A 16,830-nucleotide genomic window follows, 5' to 3' on the forward strand; every position below is an offset into this window, starting at 1 on the left:
CTAATCCTTAGATGTTAATTGTTTTGCTATTCGTTGAACGCTGGACAAGCTGATATTCAACCTCTTAGCCACTTCTGGCTTAGGCAAACCTTCCGCAAGCAATGGGGCAGCTTCTTTCGCCTTAGTGATTGCCGTGGGTTTACGTCCTTTATATTTTCCCCGCTGTTTTGCGAGAGCTATCCCTTCCGCTTGCCGCTCTAGCATCAGCTCTCGCTCAAATGTCGCGATGGCACCAACCATCGTCAGCATGAGCTTGCCTGTTGGGGTTGCTGTATCTATGCCTAGATTCTGGATTTGTAGTGAAACCTGTTTCTTGGCCAAGAACTCAGCTATCTCCAACAAGTGACGAGTGTTACGAGCAAGCCTGTCTAGCTTAGTGACAATCACAATGTCACCCTCTCTGACAAACTCGAGCATGAGTTGCAGTTGTGGACGGTCATCCTTTGCACCACTTACCTTTTCTTGGAACACTTTGTCGCAGCTCATCAATGCCTTTAGCTGGGCATCAAGGCTTTGTCCCGTGGTCGAGACTCGGGCATATCCGATTTCTGCCATGTATGACTCCTGTTCAATAGAGCAAGGTATACTGACCAAGCCCTTCAAAAGGTCGAAAACAACCCATGTGACATGGTTTATGAGTCAATCCTCAACGTGTCACATGGGCTTGGTTTATTGGTTATTAATACAAGGAGTTACTCAGCTTCTTGATCTGAGTCACTTCCCTCGTTTTCCCATCGTTCTTCGTCTGCTAAATACCGCTCGACAAAGGCTTGGATGAGGATCGGCACTATGGTCAGTAGTGCAGCTTTAGCGACCTTCTTGAGTAACTCGCTAATGATGTTTCTCCTGTATGGCTGGCATTCAGGCAGCCGAAAGCCCACCACATGAACCCATGTAGTGATTTTCTGGTTAGTGCTGAATGGAATGGTGTTGGTGGATTAGTCCCAACTGATGGTTATCTGATAGAGATCATCAACCACATAACTTCTGAAGTTGGCTTCCCATAACCGATAAAGACCACTGAAATGGCTTAGCGGGTGAAATCCAACATAAGCCTGATACCCTGAACCCTCTGAAAAGTTGAAGTCGATATCCTTTTCGAGTTCAGGGAAGTAGCGTCCTTGGTAAGCAAAGTCGGTGATATAGCAAACTTGCCACATGCTGGTGGCCAGTGAGTATTCCAAGCGGATTTCGACTGGGTGAAAGCCACCAGCATCGGCAGAGTAGCTTGGGTCACGAAAGTTAATCGTCACACCATTGCTCACAATGGGCGGCAGATTCTTGAGCAGCAACCGCCGAATGATTTGCGTTAGGCTTAGCGTCATCGGCAATAAGCTTCTCGCGGCTTTGAGGTCAATCTGAATTGTTGGGGTCATATCCAGCCCCTCTCAGCAAAAGACACAACTTCATGGTGACCAATCACAAAATGATCTAAGGCTGCTACATCAATAGTTGCTAATGCTGTTTTTAAACGCTCTGTAATGCGTTTATCGGCCTGTGATGGTTCAGGTATGCCAGAGGGATGGTTATGGGCAAATATCGCGGCAGCGGCGTTTCTATGAAGGACCAATTTTACCACCTCTCGTGGATAAACTGAGGCGGCATCAATTGTGCCAAAGAACAGTTCTTCATAGGCTATCAAACGGTGCTGACTATCAAGCAATAGTACTGCAAAGACCTCCCGTTCATAGGCAGCCATCCTTAGCCTAAGGTAGTCCTTAACAATTTGTGGCGAAGTAAATACCTCATGATTAACACCGGGGATATAGCGAGTTTCCAAGATAGCTATTGCCTCCCGAATAACTGAGTCTTGAGCGTTATCGTGCTGTTGATTCTTGAATGTATAAATAGACATATTCTCTCCTGTGTATTTGATTTACATCAGGTTTCTTATGCCTTAGTTCATGGTGAAAAATGACGGTATAAGTCAGTTGAAACGGTTCCCCACCGATTAAAATAGAAATATGGGGGTGACATATTATGCCCCACTCAACTACCGCAGGAGAAAATCATGCAAAACGAACAAGCTCTATCTTATCCAGTATTACTTGTAGAAGGCCGTTTTACCCCCGAAACCAGAAATCATCAGGTTCAAGAAGCCAAAGAGTGCCAAGGCCTTTTCTTTACGGTCGAGATTGTCCCTGACAAACGCGGCACTAATCAAAAGGAGATGAAGCTTCAAGGGGAAGTGGCAATGGGGAACGGTGTCTTTAGAGATCCAGAAGTGATTAAAGCATTTCTTATCGATAAAGGCTTTATCCCTGAATCCATTTTCGTAAATAAGGATGGTACTCTATACGCTACACACCCGCGAGAGCATTTACCTTTCATGCACTGGATTGTCAGGCTGTTAGTCCATTTTCAGACTTTTGGGGAGTGGCTTGCGGTTAAGTACTGGTATGGCGATTACCCTGACAAATAAGCAGACATCACCCAGTAGACTCACCTATTTAACCTTTAGGTGAGTCTGTCAAACTCAATCAGACCATTAGCTATTTTTCAAAGATAACCATTCAAGTCCCTGCTCCGCAAAGACAAATAATCTGTCACTATAACCTTGAGAGATCACACTGCGGATTATTTCAGGGTCAATATTCAGGTAATCATGTACTAATGCATTACGAAGACCGATCACTTTACGCCAGCCACCCAACTCATCTGCTGGTTGTGTTCCTCGTTGACACAGGATCTCAAATGCTTGGTAAGCATCCTGCGGACTATGCCCTGCAAGAGCCTTAGCCCAATGTTTCGCAATGCCAATACAGGCTTCAATAGATACTTGTAGCGTCCGCTCTGCTGCACGATATTCAAGATTCGATAAAGGACGCAGACTGATTAATTGACGCAATTCACCAAGCTCGGCTTGATACCGGCTAAGGCTTACACGCAATGATGTGATATAAGCATTATCAGACATAGGACAGCAGTTCCCTTATAGGCTCTGAGCAAAGTAATCGAGTTCCATTTGCGACATAATGCGAGACTCTTCTTGCATTCTTCGACCTTCATCTCGACTAAAGATAAGTTTGTTGGCGTTAATGATACCAAAGGCCAGAGGGATAGGTGCAAGATTGATATCGACAACGGACAATTTTCCTTCGGGTAACCCCAATGCCCTTTGCCAATCCATAGCAAGTAGCTCAGCTCTAATACGTGTATCAAGCACACTCTCAGCCTTTACGGGATCAAATGCGACAGCCAAATCCCAATCACTATGCTCGCTAGCATTACCTTTAGCCTGCGAACCATACAGCCACAATACCGCCACCTCAGGATGGCTTGCTGCTAAAGCTTTTAGTTGATGCAAATGCTGGCTCTGTTCGATCGTCATGAGGTTGGCTGCTAGATAGTCCTGTTGTAAGTGTACCAATCCTGAGTCGGAGTGAACAGGTCAGATGTAGTAACATCTCTCCCCTAACCTTTTGTCCATGTTCAATAATCTCCCTACTGATTTCTCTGCCGATTTTCCTCAACACCCATTCCCACGAAACAAAGCAATCTTGCCCCATATGATTGATTTATAGAATTATTATGCTGATTTCTATTTGATTTCATAAAAAATACTAAAGGAAAAGTAAGTAGAAATACTTTAGTCAGTCTGCTGATTTATTGGCAGTGGATAGAGCTTAGTGGAATTGATGGTGAAGCCGATGGTGGTAACGAGAAAAAATATCTGAGTTTCATGCAGATACCAAAGATATTCCCAAAAGGAATAACATGCAGACCACTCATGAATAAATACCATATCTAATGTAATCCGCAATAATTCGCCACTATCTCGAATTTGTCATTTTCTTAGGAAATCTAGGTGATTAGCTCACCAAAAGAAACACTAAATTATAGATACGGGTGTGACACATTATGTCATCCAGAGGAGAGCCAAGTGCGAAACCAAGACATCAGCGAAGACAACATTATCCATTCCACTAGCAGTCATCAGGTTCAATATCGACTGCCCTTTGAGCTGTTCAATGATCAGTTTAGGCAGACCGTTTATGAGATCAGCAGAATGCCGATTATCGATGGCTACTTGTTAGGGGGAGAAGTGAGTCTTGCGAGTGCTTTGGTAAGACGTTGCGGTTACTCATTGAGAACAGCAAGAAGACATATTCGCCGCTTGGAACAATCTGGGCTGATTATCAGCACCCCACGACTAAACCTAGATGGGATGAAGGGTACTAAACTCTATCGTCGATTATTCGACTAAGAGATAAATGCTCCGATAGCTCATTGCTGGAAACATTGAGCTATCGGGGAAGAGCAAAAATGTAGGCTCGACGGCCAAGCAATAGACTAAATCAATTACATATCTATTTTAGTCTGTGGCCATTCTAATAAGGAAATGTCACATGACAACCTCTTATGTTTCTACTAACAGCACTTTTGATCATTCGACCTTAGACGAAATCGGCCTTGAGGGCGTTAGATCAATGTATGATTTGCCCGAAATTGTCGCATTACTGCTTGAAAATTCAATTAAGCCAACTCAAAGCAATTATTGCCAGCTTGAGGATGATATATGTCCACTCTGTGGGCATAAAGGTTGCTTCAAAATTTATCATGGTGATCCAGATAGACAGACATATTGCTGCTTTTCTTGTGATCAGCGGGGAGATATATTTGATTTCATTGTGAAAATGAAATTAGCAAAAAATCCTTATGATGCAGCAAACAAGTTACTTCGGGGAGAACTTGAAGGAGTAACTGTTATCACCTCACCAAAACCCAAAATGATAATGCCAGAAACACTAGAGTTAACGTCTGAGCAATTTGCTCGTCGTCAAGCACTGTACCTTGCCGCTTGGGAGTATTACGTTGAGCCAATGTTTGAAGATAGGAGTACACCACTCCAGTCACTTATGGATAAGCGGAAACTAAGCCAAAACATACTGATTGAATATGATGTAGGTTACTCTCGCGGGGCTCTTTGGCGTTATTTAATTGAGCATGAATTCACGCTTGAGGAAATGTACGCATCAGGGCTCGTTAAGGAAAGTCCACAAACTCCGCGTGATTTCTTTCCTAAAGACGTCTATATCTTCCCTCATTATGATGAAACGGGAGCGATTTGCCGCTTCACCTTTAAAGACCCTGAGAAAAATTAGCATACCAGCTCTCGAAGCTATTTTGGCTGAACAATATCCAGTTTTATGGACAACATACGATGAACCGCCAAGGTACAGTTGCTGTTGTTGAGGGTGAATTTGACTTACTTGCTCTTATGGATCATGGATGGCAAGGTCCGGTAATCGCAACAAACGGACAAATTAGCCAAGCACAATTGGCGTGGATTAAGGAAAATCTACATGACAGAAATGTAGTGACCTTCTTCGACAGTGACCCTGCGGGTGATAAGTATCGGGAGAAGCTCGTTCAACTGGGTTTACCTGCACTTGTCCAAGTCACCTTACCAGAAGGTCAAGGTAAGGATATTGATGATTATTTGCGGCAAGACAACGCCCTTTCTATTGAGGTATTGGTAGAACAATACGGTGTTGTAGCCGCACAAGCGTCGATAGAGACAACTTCAGAACCGATGCAAGATGAAAGCCTTGCTAGCCACCAGCAAACTGACGAGTCAGAGCAGCTCAATTCATCCTATTATGATGTATTTGATGAAGATACGCTAAATGACGTTGGTAACGCAGATAGGCTGGCAGCATATGCAGATGGTGCGTTAGTTTATGTGCCAGAACACAGCAGTATGTTCGCGTTTAATGGGCGACGTTGGGGGACTATAGGTGAGCAGGAACTCGCATATGCTCGATGTATTGGTGAGATGATTATTGCCCAAGCGAATCGTATGCTAGAAGATCCCGCGACTCTTAAGGACAAAACGAAGCGGCAGCAAGCTGATAAGTTACTGGCATTTGGTCGACAGTCGCTAAACCGCAAAAAGCTTGTCGATATGATGGAGATTTATAAATCTAGTCACCAAATTTCGGCAGCTAAGTTCGATGCTGACAAAATGCTAATGGGGGTAAGCAATGGTGTAATCGATCTTGCTACAAGAACACTCCATGCTGCAAATAAGGATATATATATCAGCCGTTATGGGGGAGTTAATTATTACCCTGATGCAACTTGTCCACGTTGGCTTCAGTTTATCGATGAGATCACCTGTGGCGATGTCGAATACGCTAAGTTTTTGCAGCGAATGGTAGGCTATATCCTAACCGGACGGACTGATGAGCAAGTTTTATTCTTCCTCTACGGTCATGGCTGTAATGGTAAGAGTACCTTTATGAATATCATTCAGCGGTTAATGGGAGGTTATTACCATCAGATAAGCAGCGATGTCTTACTGCAATCGAATAACAGTGGTAAAGGCCCTAACCCATCCCTAGCCAAGCTAAATGGTAGCCGTCTAGTGGTTGCCAATGAGTTGCCAGAGGGTTCTCGAATGGACGAGAACTTAGTAAAGTCGATGACAGGTAATGATGTGATTGTTGCCCGTCAGTTGTATGCCAAGGTAGAGCTTGAATATATACCCATGTTTAAGCTCATCATGGTCGGCAACCATAAGCCCGTCATTCGCGATACCAGCACCGGCATGTGGCGACGGATGATTTTACTGCCCTTTAACGCTAGTTTCAGCCAGCAGCAAATGGACCCGCAATTAATGGATAAGCTGTATGCGGAGCTATCAGGTATCCTCAATTGGGCACTTGAAGGCGTTCAGATGTGGCTAAAGGATGGCATTAAGGCATCTATCCCTAACTCAATTAAGTCTGGTATTGCGGAATATCGCCATGAGTCAGACTTACTTGCGATGTTCTTGGAGGAATGTACGAGCAAAGGTGATTTTGTGTATACCGATGAGCTTTACGATACCTTTAGGAAGTGGGCAGAACGGGATGGCGACTGGAAAATGACTCGCAATATCATGACCAAACGGCTGGTGGAGAAAGGTTTCGAAAAAGGCCGACACAATAGTAAAGCCATGATTAAGGGGATTAACTTGAAATCAGTATTTGATGATATATCTGAGCCTATAGGGCTAGGGCCAGACCCTTCTAAAGGTTATATTGTTTAGGTGCCCGAGCATTGCAAACGAAATGAGAGGCTTACTGCCTCTCTTTATTATCGTGCATGACTCAGGACGCTATTTGTCACTTTACAATTCAAGATTTGATCTGAACTGAACTGAATGATTGATTGCACCACTTCATACCTTAAAACAAAAATACCCAACCAGTGCTACAGAAGTGAAATAGAGTTAACAATTGCTTTAGTTTATCGAACAATTTTTAGTATTATCCAGACTATCAACGGAATCGGTGGCGATTCATATTGTAATTAATGTAAAAATAAATAATCTTAAGGAAGATCATTGTCAGAACAAGCAAAGAAAAACGTATCTGGTGGAAGTGCAACAGCTGGAGGCATAAATTTTCAGGCTGCAACATCAGCAATTGTTTATTCTCATATACTTGATGGTTCAGCCCTAAATTGGCTTGATGGGCTTATTAATGATATTCCTATAGCCTTAGCAGCTGAGACAGGTCTGGCTGGAGATGACATTGCTCTGGAATTCGCTGATGGCGTGAAGGCCGAGGCTCAAGTAAAAAAAGGCTTGAACAAATCTAAACGACTATGGGATCCCCTGATAGAACTCGCTACAGCCATAAATGAAAATAAGTTAGATTATGGAATTTTAGTTGTCTGCCCTGAGAGCAGTAATAGCATTAAATCAGATCTTTCTAAAGACATTATCAGGATTGGTCAAGGTCGCTCTGATAACCTAAAAGCTATTACTGTCGACTTTTTATCAAAATTAGATGAATATCAACTACCCCATGCAAATGTCTGCAAAAAAATACGGATAGTGGTGTCAAATGCATTGATATCTGAAAGATCCTCTATTGAACTAGCTAAAGCCAAGTTAGCGACAATATGTTCAAGTAGTGAAGGAACAGAAAATGCTTGGTCCAGCCTTTACGAAGATGCGACTAGAATTATTGAACTTAGAGGAAGGAGAGATTGCTCAGACCTCCTCCAAATACTAACAAGTAATAGCATAACTCTATCGAATAACATCTCCAATCGTTCGCCGATTCCATTTATCAACAAAGTTATGACTTGGTCTAAATCTGCATACAGCCAATTCTCGATATTTGGCATTGATCAACCATTGTTAATTGACGAGTCATGGATTCCAATTAAAACAATTGTTCAAGAGAATAACCCCGCAGAAGTCGAAGATATAGAAGGTGCATTAAATAGTTATCATGACTGGGAGAAAAAATCGTCATCACGTGATGCTGTTGATGTAAACCCTACAACTATAGGTTTGTATTTCCGTCGCTGTGTAATTGTTGCAGGTCCCGGCATGGGTAAAACAACATTACTTAAAAAACTATTTCGAACTTACAATAGTCAAAATCGCCCTTCAATTATTGTTCGGCTTCCGCTGATAGTAGCAAGAATGAGCCAAACCGGAGCTGGTTTCGAGGAGAGTGTATTTAGTCTTGGCTTGGACACTGCTGGAATTACAGCCAAAGAAGCTATAGATTCAAATTTTAAAGACTGGGTTCTATTGTTTGATGGATTAGATGAATGTGGTCACCATCAGGAATCTCTTTGTCAATATATCGTAAATTATACATCTAATTTTCCTTCAATCAGAGTAATAATCACTACTAGACCTGTTGGATATCAAACAACACTTCTTAAACAGTGGCGTCATTATGAAATGCTTCCGTTGCAAGAGAGGGAAGCACAAAATAATATTGAGTTGCTTATATTCAACCTATATAAATTTAAACAAGAAAAGCTTGATAGTACGCGAAAATTCCTTAAGTCTGAATTAGAGAAGAGTAAATATAGCAAGGCAATTATTCGAAGCCCTTTACTTATGGGGCTAACGGTTAGTTTAGCTACACAAAAAGTGTCCTTAGGAAAAACTAAAACAGAGCTTTATAAGAACTTGTTTAAGCTCATTGAAGGATCTCCATCTAACAGAAATATTGATGCAGATATCTCTCCCTCAGTACAAGACTATTTCCTTAGTTATCTTGGTTGGCAGCTAGTCAAGCATCCGACAGTTAGTTTAGCAATGATAATTAATAATGCATCAATCAAGATTAAAAAAGAACTCGATTGCCCTCAGCTTAGAGCACTCTCCATATGTGAAACATGTGCAAACTATTGGGAAGAAAGAGGGATGATTGAAAAAATACACCATTCAAGAGGTTCCTTATATACCTTCATACATAAAACTTTTATGGAGTATGCTGCTGGTCGATACCTTGCAAGCCTCTCAGAAGATGTATTAACTGAAGAAATTTCCAGTTTGGAGTATGAGCCTTCTGTCGAGGAAGTTTTGATTTTTGCAGGATCACTAGGGATAACAGATTCTATAGCCAATATCCTTCTCAGTAAGCACTACAAGAATAAAAAGAAGTCTCTCGATATGCTTCTTGAAATCACTGTGTCAGCAGAGTCTCCACCCAATAAGGACATAAGAGACGCGGTCTTCCAAGAGGCAGCAAATAGAGTTGTCTCATTAGATAAAAAGGAAGCCTATGAATATGCATCTAAGCTAGTTATTGCTTGTGATAACTTCCCTCTGGAAGTAACAAAGTATACTAATCAGTACATTAACAGTAATCAGTATTGGACAAAGTTATCATGCATCACGTTCTCCCTTATTGCAGAAACCTATACAGAGACGGAAGTCCTGATAGAGTTCTTTATCGACTTCTACAACCGAACTCGTGGAAGCAGTCTTTCATCATCACTGTCAGGTTCATTAGTATTAGGTAGTAGCAACTCAACTATGGTTAACAATGAGTTTGTTAAGAGTGCAGTTAAGCATATATTTAATAACTGTAACCTATTAAAGGCGAAAGAAATTTTCTCGTCTACCATATTAAATAATGACCATCAGAGTATGAGCCTTATTATGGATCTTGACCTCTTTTTTAGGAGTGCTGGTCATGCCGATATTTCCGAGGAACTTTACAGGTTTAATCACAAGGCGTTGCTAGATGGATTTAATAGTCCAGAATTCAGAGCAAGAGAGATTGAAGCAGCTAAAGGAGTATGTAATGCGTTAATAATTCCATCATTTTCTGATGAATCAAATTCGAATAATAATGAGTTATTATTAAATATTAGTGCATTTTTATCAGCATCAAATTATTGGGATGCTGCACTGTCTGATGTTATGAACTGGCCAGAGAAATTGTTCAATGACTCCATACAGGAAGTATTTAAAGGTGTATCGTTAGCTAGCGGCATCTCACAAATAGGGCTACACCTTGACGCTATTTCATTGTTAGAAACAATATCATCAAGTGATAGTTATGACTCTCAACTGGCAATGCTAAATAGAACTGTTCGCATAGATATCGAACCAGATTTTTACTTAATAAAACACTTAAATTTGGATAAGGAAAAATTAGAAAAATCCATGTACTGCGGTAGTGAATGGATAGTACTACTTGCAGGCAGTCTGCTTGTGAATCTCCATAATAGTGAAGGTTTAAGTCGCCTTATTGAAAGGCTGCTTACAAATGGAAAAAAAACCACTCTCTTAATTACTTCTTATATGATCTCATATTTAGATAATAATGAAGTTAGATCAATTATCTTGAACCGTCTGAAGGGCAATTTGATCCATGGGTGTGAGTTTTTGTATGCTCCATTAGCAAAAGCTATTATCACTCTCGACCAAGATATAATAGTCGCATTATCTAAAGGACTTTTTACGTCCGAACCAATAACTGCAACAGAAGCAGCAAAGTTAGCTAGGAAATTTGCTACTCCCGACTACGATCACTTGTACAAAACATTAGAAGAAGCTTACACATTTTGGATTGAGAATGAGGAACCTTACCCAACTAAAGGGGGAGTAGTGCCTGACAGTCCTCGAGAAGAACTGCTCACGAATCTTCTTAAGATGAGAAAACCTTCTGATAATGATCTTATGGTTTATTTATCAGACCCTAGAAGAGACGTAAGGGATGTTGCTGAAAAGTATTTAGTATCTCGTATAGGCGATGATACGATATTGCGCGAAAAACTTATTAGTGCTACCAGTGAGGAAATTATAGATCCAAATTATCTATCTAAAGCTATCAAAAATGGCACTTTTTTTAGCCCCCAGCAGATCGACTCTATATGTGAAATGATTAACCATGATAATTCAAAGGTAAGGTATACAGCTTTTAATATTTTACACACGAATTACGTTTCAAATGACATGTTAAGAAAGTGGCTGGAAGTTGCAACGAAAGATACCAATAATGAAATTAGAGAGTCTGCTGTATTGCTTGCAAGTAGGCTCTAGTGAGCGTCTGCTTTTGGCCGTATATTTATGGTTAGAAGAAGTTTAAAGTACCGTATAACAATGCACTGCAATAGAGCACTACAATACGGTTCACAATATGTTTGATTGGCTACTCTCGTACTCCGCAGATTTCAACCAAACTGCTCCTACTGTTCGGGACGTTACTCAATTGAAATTTTAATTCGAGATCTAATTATTAGGATAAATAATCTAACTTTGAATAGTCCCGTTCTCAGTTAAATATAGGCAACCACAATCTTAGCCATGCCACTTAGGAATCTCTATCGAAGGCATCCTATCAATCGCCTGATGGAGTTCTGAGTAGATACCATAGTTACGCCCCGTATTCCCCGCATTTGAGTGCCCTGTTATCGCATTTTGGACATCCTCTCGCATGACCTTTCTGGCTTCAGTGATAAAGCGATGGCGGAATGCATGTAGCGGTTTTAGGGCGTCAAAATGCTCAATATTGAGTGTCATAAAGGCGTCTTTCAGATAACGTGCTACCGCGAGGTGATACTTAGCCTTTTTGTTGGCCTTGAGTATTGGGAATAATCGTCCATCTGCTGGCAAGGTATTCAAGTAATCCAGTAACCCTAACTGAATGAGAGCCTGACAAATTGGCACTCTTCTAGACTCCCCCGTTTTAACGGATTGGTCATCGCGTAGCTCCTGAATATGGAAATACCATCGCTCACTATTATCGCTATCTTGCTTGATATCTTTCACGTAAAGCTGAGCAATCTCCTCTGCCCTTGCTCCTGTATAGGCCAGAATAACAGGCAACCAGTAAGGAGCTTCACCGTATCTTGCCTTTTGAGCATTGGTACGTCGCCTAAAGAGTGGCAGGGAGAAAATCTTTGTCAGTTCGGCATTTGAGTAGCCCGGATCTCTAATCACCCTCACCGTTTCTTTACCGGGCGACACTTGATGGCAAGGATTCTTCGGCAAAATGTCTAACTTGACAGCCTGTTGGAAATACCCCGAAACCAGCTTAAGTTCCTTATCAGCAGTATTGATGCTCACACGAGCCAAGCCTCGTTTATCCGCGATATCGATTTGCTTGTTGAAGGGTAATGCTCGTATCTCTTGGCTTGGTTTACTCGGACAGCGAATAATCCAATTGAAGAATTTACGCATATCTAGCTTTTGGATTTCACCAATAGGCTTATCGGCAAAAAACTCTATCAGTCGCTCACAAGGGCGATTGCGGTCACCTTGCCATGATCTGAAGGCAACTTCTGAGCTCAGAGCCTTCTTCTGATTATTCACCCAGTCAATCAACTGCGAAACGCTAGAAGATACGGATAATTCAGCTTCCTTTTGTTTGCTTGGAGCTGTACTGCTGGTGGTCATAGCCGTAACTATTAAACCTAAATCCTTAAGCTGCTGTAACGCATCACTGCTCGGATCTGTAGGTTCGATATTCGTATCTGGTAAGGTTGGCTCAAAACCTCGATTTAGCTCCCGCCGAATGAGTTCTTGTTTACGCCTATCGAGTTGCTCATGATCGATAGCGGAATTACAGAGCTTGATACAAGCTTTTGCTAATTGTATTGCGAGATATAGTCTTAATGAATGGTCATAGAGTGAGTATTGAGAAAGCTCAAGGGCTTCATCAACGAATGCACTCATATGCCGCACAAAGCGTTGTTCTTCTGTTTGTTGGCGGCTTGTTCCATTAGCTTCATGGAGCACTTCTAGCGGCTCGCTGAACCACTCAGTCATGCCTGAAAGTCCTTCGGGAGTCTCGAGCAAATATCTTGCTTGAATGTCTGCTTGCGTTAGCCGTCCATGTTCATGAGCCACCCAATAACTGACAATAGCATCTAATTGAGCGGAAGATATTTTCTGCTCGTTCTCTTGATTGTCGAAACGAGACTGAGCACGAGCAATCGCAGACTCGAACTCCGCAATCACACCAGCAGCCCTTGTTTTGGCAACATGGGCATCTTTAGTTTCTAGGCTTCGCTTAAGCTCAACTTTACCATCAAGAAAAGGGCGTAAATGCTTAGGAATAACCTTGCGGATTTTCCAGATTCCAGACTTTGGATCACTGTATGGTTGAATCATAAATGCCATCGTTTTGTACCACCCTTTTGTACCACCTTAAGGTGCCAAAGGTTGGTAAGCCATTGGATGAAGCAACTATAATTCAATAGGTTATTGTTAGAAAAGAAAAAACCCGACCATGTGATCGGGTTCTTAGAATTTGGCGGTGAGAGAGGGAGTCGAACCCTCGATACGTTTCCGTATACACACTTTCCAGGCGTGCTCCTTCGGCCACTCGGACATCTCACCAGATTGTTGATTTATGTTTACGTGGTTAATCTTTCACGGGAATTTTACCTTTAAACCATTAACGTCAATTAATCGCCTTGCCGAGAGGCTTTTGTCGTTAACGGAGCGGTACTGTACGCAAAAGCCTGTGGGTGGTCAAGTAAAAAAGAGTTGATTTCAGGCGGTTGCGCAATTGCTAATCAAACCGCCCTATCAATCGGCCTTATCCGTGGATTAAATAGACAAGGTGTATCACCTTCCCCTTAATTCACCGTAAATTTATGCACTTCTTTAGACATGAGCTCAGCATCGAATGTTAACGCTTTAGTTAGCTCGCGTAATTCATCGGAAATCCTTTGTGTATTCAAATAAATTTCACTGATCTTCAAAGCATTACGGTTAACATCTTCGGAGACGGCGGATTGCTCATGGGTTGCCGTAGCAATTTGTTCGTTCATACGGTCAATAATGTCGACTTGTTCGACAATGCGCTTCAGCTCCACTCCTGCCTGTTCCGATTCATGCACACTAATCTGGGCTTGTGCCAGCCCACGCTCCATTGCCTTTACGGCTATACTCGCCCCCAATTTTAACCTGTCGGTCATGTTTTTAATGTCGGCAGTTGAGGTCTGCGAACGCTGGGCTAGGCTTCTGACTTCATCAGCAACAACGGCGAATCCCCGTCCCATTTCCCCAGCGCGGGCCGCTTCAATGGCGGCATTGAGTGCAAGCAGATTGGTTTGTTCGGCAATACTGCTGATCACTTCGAGCACCACAACAATGCCGTGAATTTCTTTATCCAGTTCATTTATCGCCTGAGATGCGCCGTTAATATCATCGGCCAATTCCTTAATCGCTTTGCTGGTGCGGCCAACCTCCAGATTACCCGCCTTAGCCTCGCTGTTTGCAGAATTTGAAGCTTCAGAAGCCTGGACCGCGTTCGCGGCGATTTCAGCGACTGTTGCGCTCATTTCGGTCATCGCCGATGCAACTTGCTCCGCTTCGCTGTGTCCTTCCATCACGTCCTGCTCCATGGCATGGGTACAGAGGTCCATTTGCTCGACCGCCTGTTGTAATTTAGCGCCACTGGCCCGAACTTGTAGGATAACGTTTTCAAAATCAGTCATCATGCTATTAAAAGCAATGGCAAGCTCACCAAATTCGTCGGAACTGGTTTGGCTTAAGCGAACACTCAGATCATAGTGCTTTCGAGCCTGAGTCACAGTCGAATAGAGATGATGCACACTGTCGTGTAAATAGCGGATCACCGATAAACTAAGCATCAATACCACGGCGAGTACAACGCATAATGTCACTAGGACAAAGAACATATGTTCATTGGCTAAGATTAACCGTTCGTGAGTCACGTTCAGTAAATCCGTCGATATCTGTTGCTCAAAATCCCTTAAACGGTCAATTCGGGCTGTTGACTTAGCAAACCAATCCTCGGGGTTCTGTTGCAGAATTTTTTGAATGTCCTGATCGAGGGCTATTTGGCGAAGTGCTTCTACATCCCTCACTTCGTTAGAATTTTGAATGCGTTTGGTCGCCTCGACTAATGTTGGGGTTGCTAAGGCTTGAAAGCGCTCTAAGTAGCTGTTTTGCTCAGAGACTAAGGTGATAAATTTGGCGTAAATTTTTGGTTTGAATCCCGCTTGGCCAAAGGTTGAACTGAGTACAGCCCGCTCAATACCCGCCCGTTCCTTCATCTGTAAGTAGGCACTAAAGGCCGCGGCTTTAATCGCAATTTCTTGATTGGCACCCGCTTTGGCGGTTTCATCCACTACGGCTAATAGCAACTTGTTAAGCACCGTATAGTAGGCCACTTCATCGGCTACGCTGATGGATAGACTATCGACCTTAGTACGGATCTGTTGGAGTTGCCCAAGTTGAGTGCTAATTTCCCGCAGTTTAGGCGCAAACGTTTCGGGTAAGCTGCTGTTATCAATGAAGGATAGGTAAAGTTTTAGCTGAGTGTCCGTCAATTGTCTTTGGCTAGGTATTTTACCCGCAAAGGCTTTGCCCGCTGAGCCAATAAAACCGGCACTCATACCGCGTTCTTTTTGCAACTCATGGACTAAGTTACTGTTTGTGACTGCCAGTTCACTTAACTGAACCACCAGTTGTAAATCCTGACGATATTCATATTTTTCAATAAGGAAGAGTGCCCCATATAAAAAACACGCGAATAGCGGAGGCAACACAACCATAAGTAACTTCTGCTTCAAGCTAAGATTGCCAATCCATTGCCATTTCATAGAGATATCCTTCTAAACAGAATTAAAGATGCTCTATGTATAGCATAAGATCCACCTAAGGACGTTAAGGGATATAAAATTTAAATTTATTTTAAAAACAGCATTTTAATCTTTTTCTGAGGCGAGAGTTCTGCCATTAATTATCCATAGGAGGTAATCGGGGGGTAAAAAGCAGCACAGATATTGTTTCTCATCAATTTATCTACAAATAAAATGAAAAAAAACGCATCAGAGTCAATCCAATGCGCTTCTTAAACTGTGTTCGGTTAGCTAAACAGTTGCGGGAATAGGCCCTTTACACCTGCGGCAATCACTTCAATACCTATGGATAACATCAGTAATCCCATCAGACGGGTAATGACGTTAATCCCCGTTTTACCGAGTATTTTATAGATGATGGAAGCCATTCTAAAGAGGCCAAAACTCACTAAACCAAACACGATCACAGTGATAAACATCGCGATGATGTTAGACAAGGTATTATGTTCTGCGGCAAACACTATCACCGAACTGATGGCACCAGGGCCCGCCATTAAAGGCAGTGCGAGTGGCACCACGGCAACGGATTCCATCGCCGATGACTCGCGATCTTCCTCTTGGTTGCGTTTCACTTCGCCCAGTTTACCCTGCAACATCGACATAGCAATAATCGCAATCAAGCTGCCACCGGCGATCCTAAAAGCGGACAGCGAAATGCTAAACATATTCAAAATATGCTGCCCCGCCACTATGGTCACCAACAAGATAATGACCACAGCAAAGTTAGCCACTTTCCCGGTATGATTCCGTTCAGCCTCAGTTTGATGACTCGTTAAGCTTACAAAAACGGGCAGTAATCCTATAGGATTGATAATGGCAACGAGGCCGAGAAAAAATTTAACGTAAAGTGTTAACTCCAAGTTGGGATCCTTATGTGCGTGTCACGCCAATTTCATCAAAGTAAACTTAAGGGCAAGTATAGTATCTCAAGCACAGATGACTGAAAAATGAGATTTT

The 16,830-nt window shown here is 42.4% G+C and carries 14 protein-coding genes and 1 tRNA gene; 5 read left to right on the top strand and 10 right to left on the bottom strand.

Annotation, left to right across the window (positions count from 1 at the left end):
- From SOHN41_RS08520 to radC, 4 genes are all read right to left on the bottom strand, one after another.
- Complete coding sequence (locus SOHN41_RS08520; RefSeq protein WP_007647788.1) at positions 1-555, bottom strand: recombinase family protein; 555 nt, start codon at positions 553-555, stop codon at positions 1-3.
- 137 nt (positions 556-692) lie between these two features.
- Positions 693-881 (bottom strand): hypothetical protein, encoded by a 189-nt coding sequence (locus tag SOHN41_RS08525; protein WP_007647790.1) that lies wholly within the window; start codon positions 879-881, stop codon positions 693-695.
- Between the two features lie 57 nt (positions 882-938).
- The gene (locus SOHN41_RS08530) at positions 939-1,376 is read right to left on the bottom strand and encodes a DUF2787 family protein (protein ID WP_007647798.1); all 438 of its coding nucleotides are present in this window, start codon (positions 1,374-1,376) and stop codon (positions 939-941) included.
- Entirely contained in the window at positions 1,373-1,855 is a 483-nt protein-coding gene (radC, locus tag SOHN41_RS08535) for a RadC family protein (protein WP_037458512.1), read from the bottom strand. Before radC ends, SOHN41_RS08530 begins: the two co-directional genes overlap by 4 nt.
- Positions 1,856-2,011: 156 nt before the next feature.
- Between radC and SOHN41_RS08540 the strand changes: the two genes are divergently transcribed.
- A complete protein-coding gene (locus SOHN41_RS08540; protein WP_007647801.1) occupies positions 2,012-2,422 on the top strand; it encodes a hypothetical protein in 411 nt (136 codons plus the stop codon).
- A gap of 66 nt (positions 2,423-2,488) precedes the next feature.
- On the opposite strand, the gene hepT is transcribed toward SOHN41_RS08540, so the two are convergent.
- Both hepT and mntA read right to left on the bottom strand, forming a co-directional pair.
- The gene (gene hepT / locus SOHN41_RS20375) at positions 2,489-2,917 is read right to left on the bottom strand and encodes a type VII toxin-antitoxin system HepT family RNase toxin (RefSeq protein WP_007647803.1); all 429 of its coding nucleotides are present in this window, start codon (positions 2,915-2,917) and stop codon (positions 2,489-2,491) included.
- Positions 2,918-2,932: 15 nt separating this feature from the next.
- On the bottom strand, positions 2,933-3,331 hold the full coding sequence (gene mntA, locus SOHN41_RS20380) for a type VII toxin-antitoxin system MntA family adenylyltransferase antitoxin (RefSeq protein ID WP_007647804.1): 399 nt from the start codon (positions 3,329-3,331) through the stop codon (positions 2,933-2,935).
- A gap of 552 nt (positions 3,332-3,883) precedes the next feature.
- Between mntA and SOHN41_RS19840 the strand changes: the two genes are divergently transcribed.
- The 4 genes from SOHN41_RS19840 (at position 3,884) to SOHN41_RS08560 (ending at position 11,296) form a co-directional block, all read left to right on the top strand.
- Positions 3,884-4,207, top strand: a complete 324-nt coding sequence (locus tag SOHN41_RS19840) for a winged helix-turn-helix domain-containing protein (protein ID WP_007647808.1) — start codon at positions 3,884-3,886, stop codon at positions 4,205-4,207.
- A 142-nt stretch (positions 4,208-4,349) separates the two neighbouring features.
- Positions 4,350-5,105: a phage / plasmid primase, P4 family gene (locus tag SOHN41_RS20385; RefSeq protein ID WP_007647809.1), complete on the top strand. Its 756-nt coding sequence runs from the start codon at positions 4,350-4,352 to the stop codon at positions 5,103-5,105.
- Positions 5,106-5,164: 59 nt separating this feature from the next.
- Positions 5,165-7,036, top strand: coding sequence for a phage/plasmid primase, P4 family (locus SOHN41_RS08555; protein WP_007647811.1), 1,872 nt, complete (start codon positions 5,165-5,167; stop codon positions 7,034-7,036).
- Positions 7,037-7,333: 297 nt separating this feature from the next.
- On the top strand, positions 7,334-11,296 hold the full coding sequence (locus tag SOHN41_RS08560; protein WP_007647812.1) for an NACHT domain-containing protein: 3,963 nt from the start codon (positions 7,334-7,336) through the stop codon (positions 11,294-11,296).
- Between the two features lie 258 nt (positions 11,297-11,554).
- Here the strand turns inward: SOHN41_RS08560 and SOHN41_RS08565 are convergent, their stop codons facing one another.
- The 4 genes from SOHN41_RS08565 to SOHN41_RS08580 all read right to left on the bottom strand — a co-directional run bounded on the left by SOHN41_RS08565 (position 11,555) and on the right by SOHN41_RS08580 (position 16,733).
- Positions 11,555-13,369, bottom strand: coding sequence for a DUF6538 domain-containing protein (locus SOHN41_RS08565; RefSeq protein WP_007647813.1), 1,815 nt, complete (start codon positions 13,367-13,369; stop codon positions 11,555-11,557).
- A gap of 140 nt (positions 13,370-13,509) precedes the next feature.
- A tRNA-Ser gene (locus SOHN41_RS08570) sits at positions 13,510-13,597 on the bottom strand.
- A 242-nt stretch (positions 13,598-13,839) separates the two neighbouring features.
- Positions 13,840-15,834 carry a methyl-accepting chemotaxis protein gene (locus tag SOHN41_RS08575; protein WP_007647814.1) on the bottom strand — a complete coding sequence of 665 codons (1,995 nt, stop codon included), beginning with the start codon at positions 15,832-15,834 and terminating at the stop codon, positions 13,840-13,842.
- A gap of 266 nt (positions 15,835-16,100) precedes the next feature.
- Complete coding sequence (locus SOHN41_RS08580) at positions 16,101-16,733, bottom strand: YchE family NAAT transporter (protein WP_037458514.1); 633 nt, start codon at positions 16,731-16,733, stop codon at positions 16,101-16,103.
- Positions 16,734-16,830: the final 97 nt, after the last annotated feature.

This window comes from Shewanella sp. HN-41, from assembly GCF_000217915.1.
GTDB lineage: Bacteria > Pseudomonadota > Gammaproteobacteria > Enterobacterales > Shewanellaceae > Shewanella.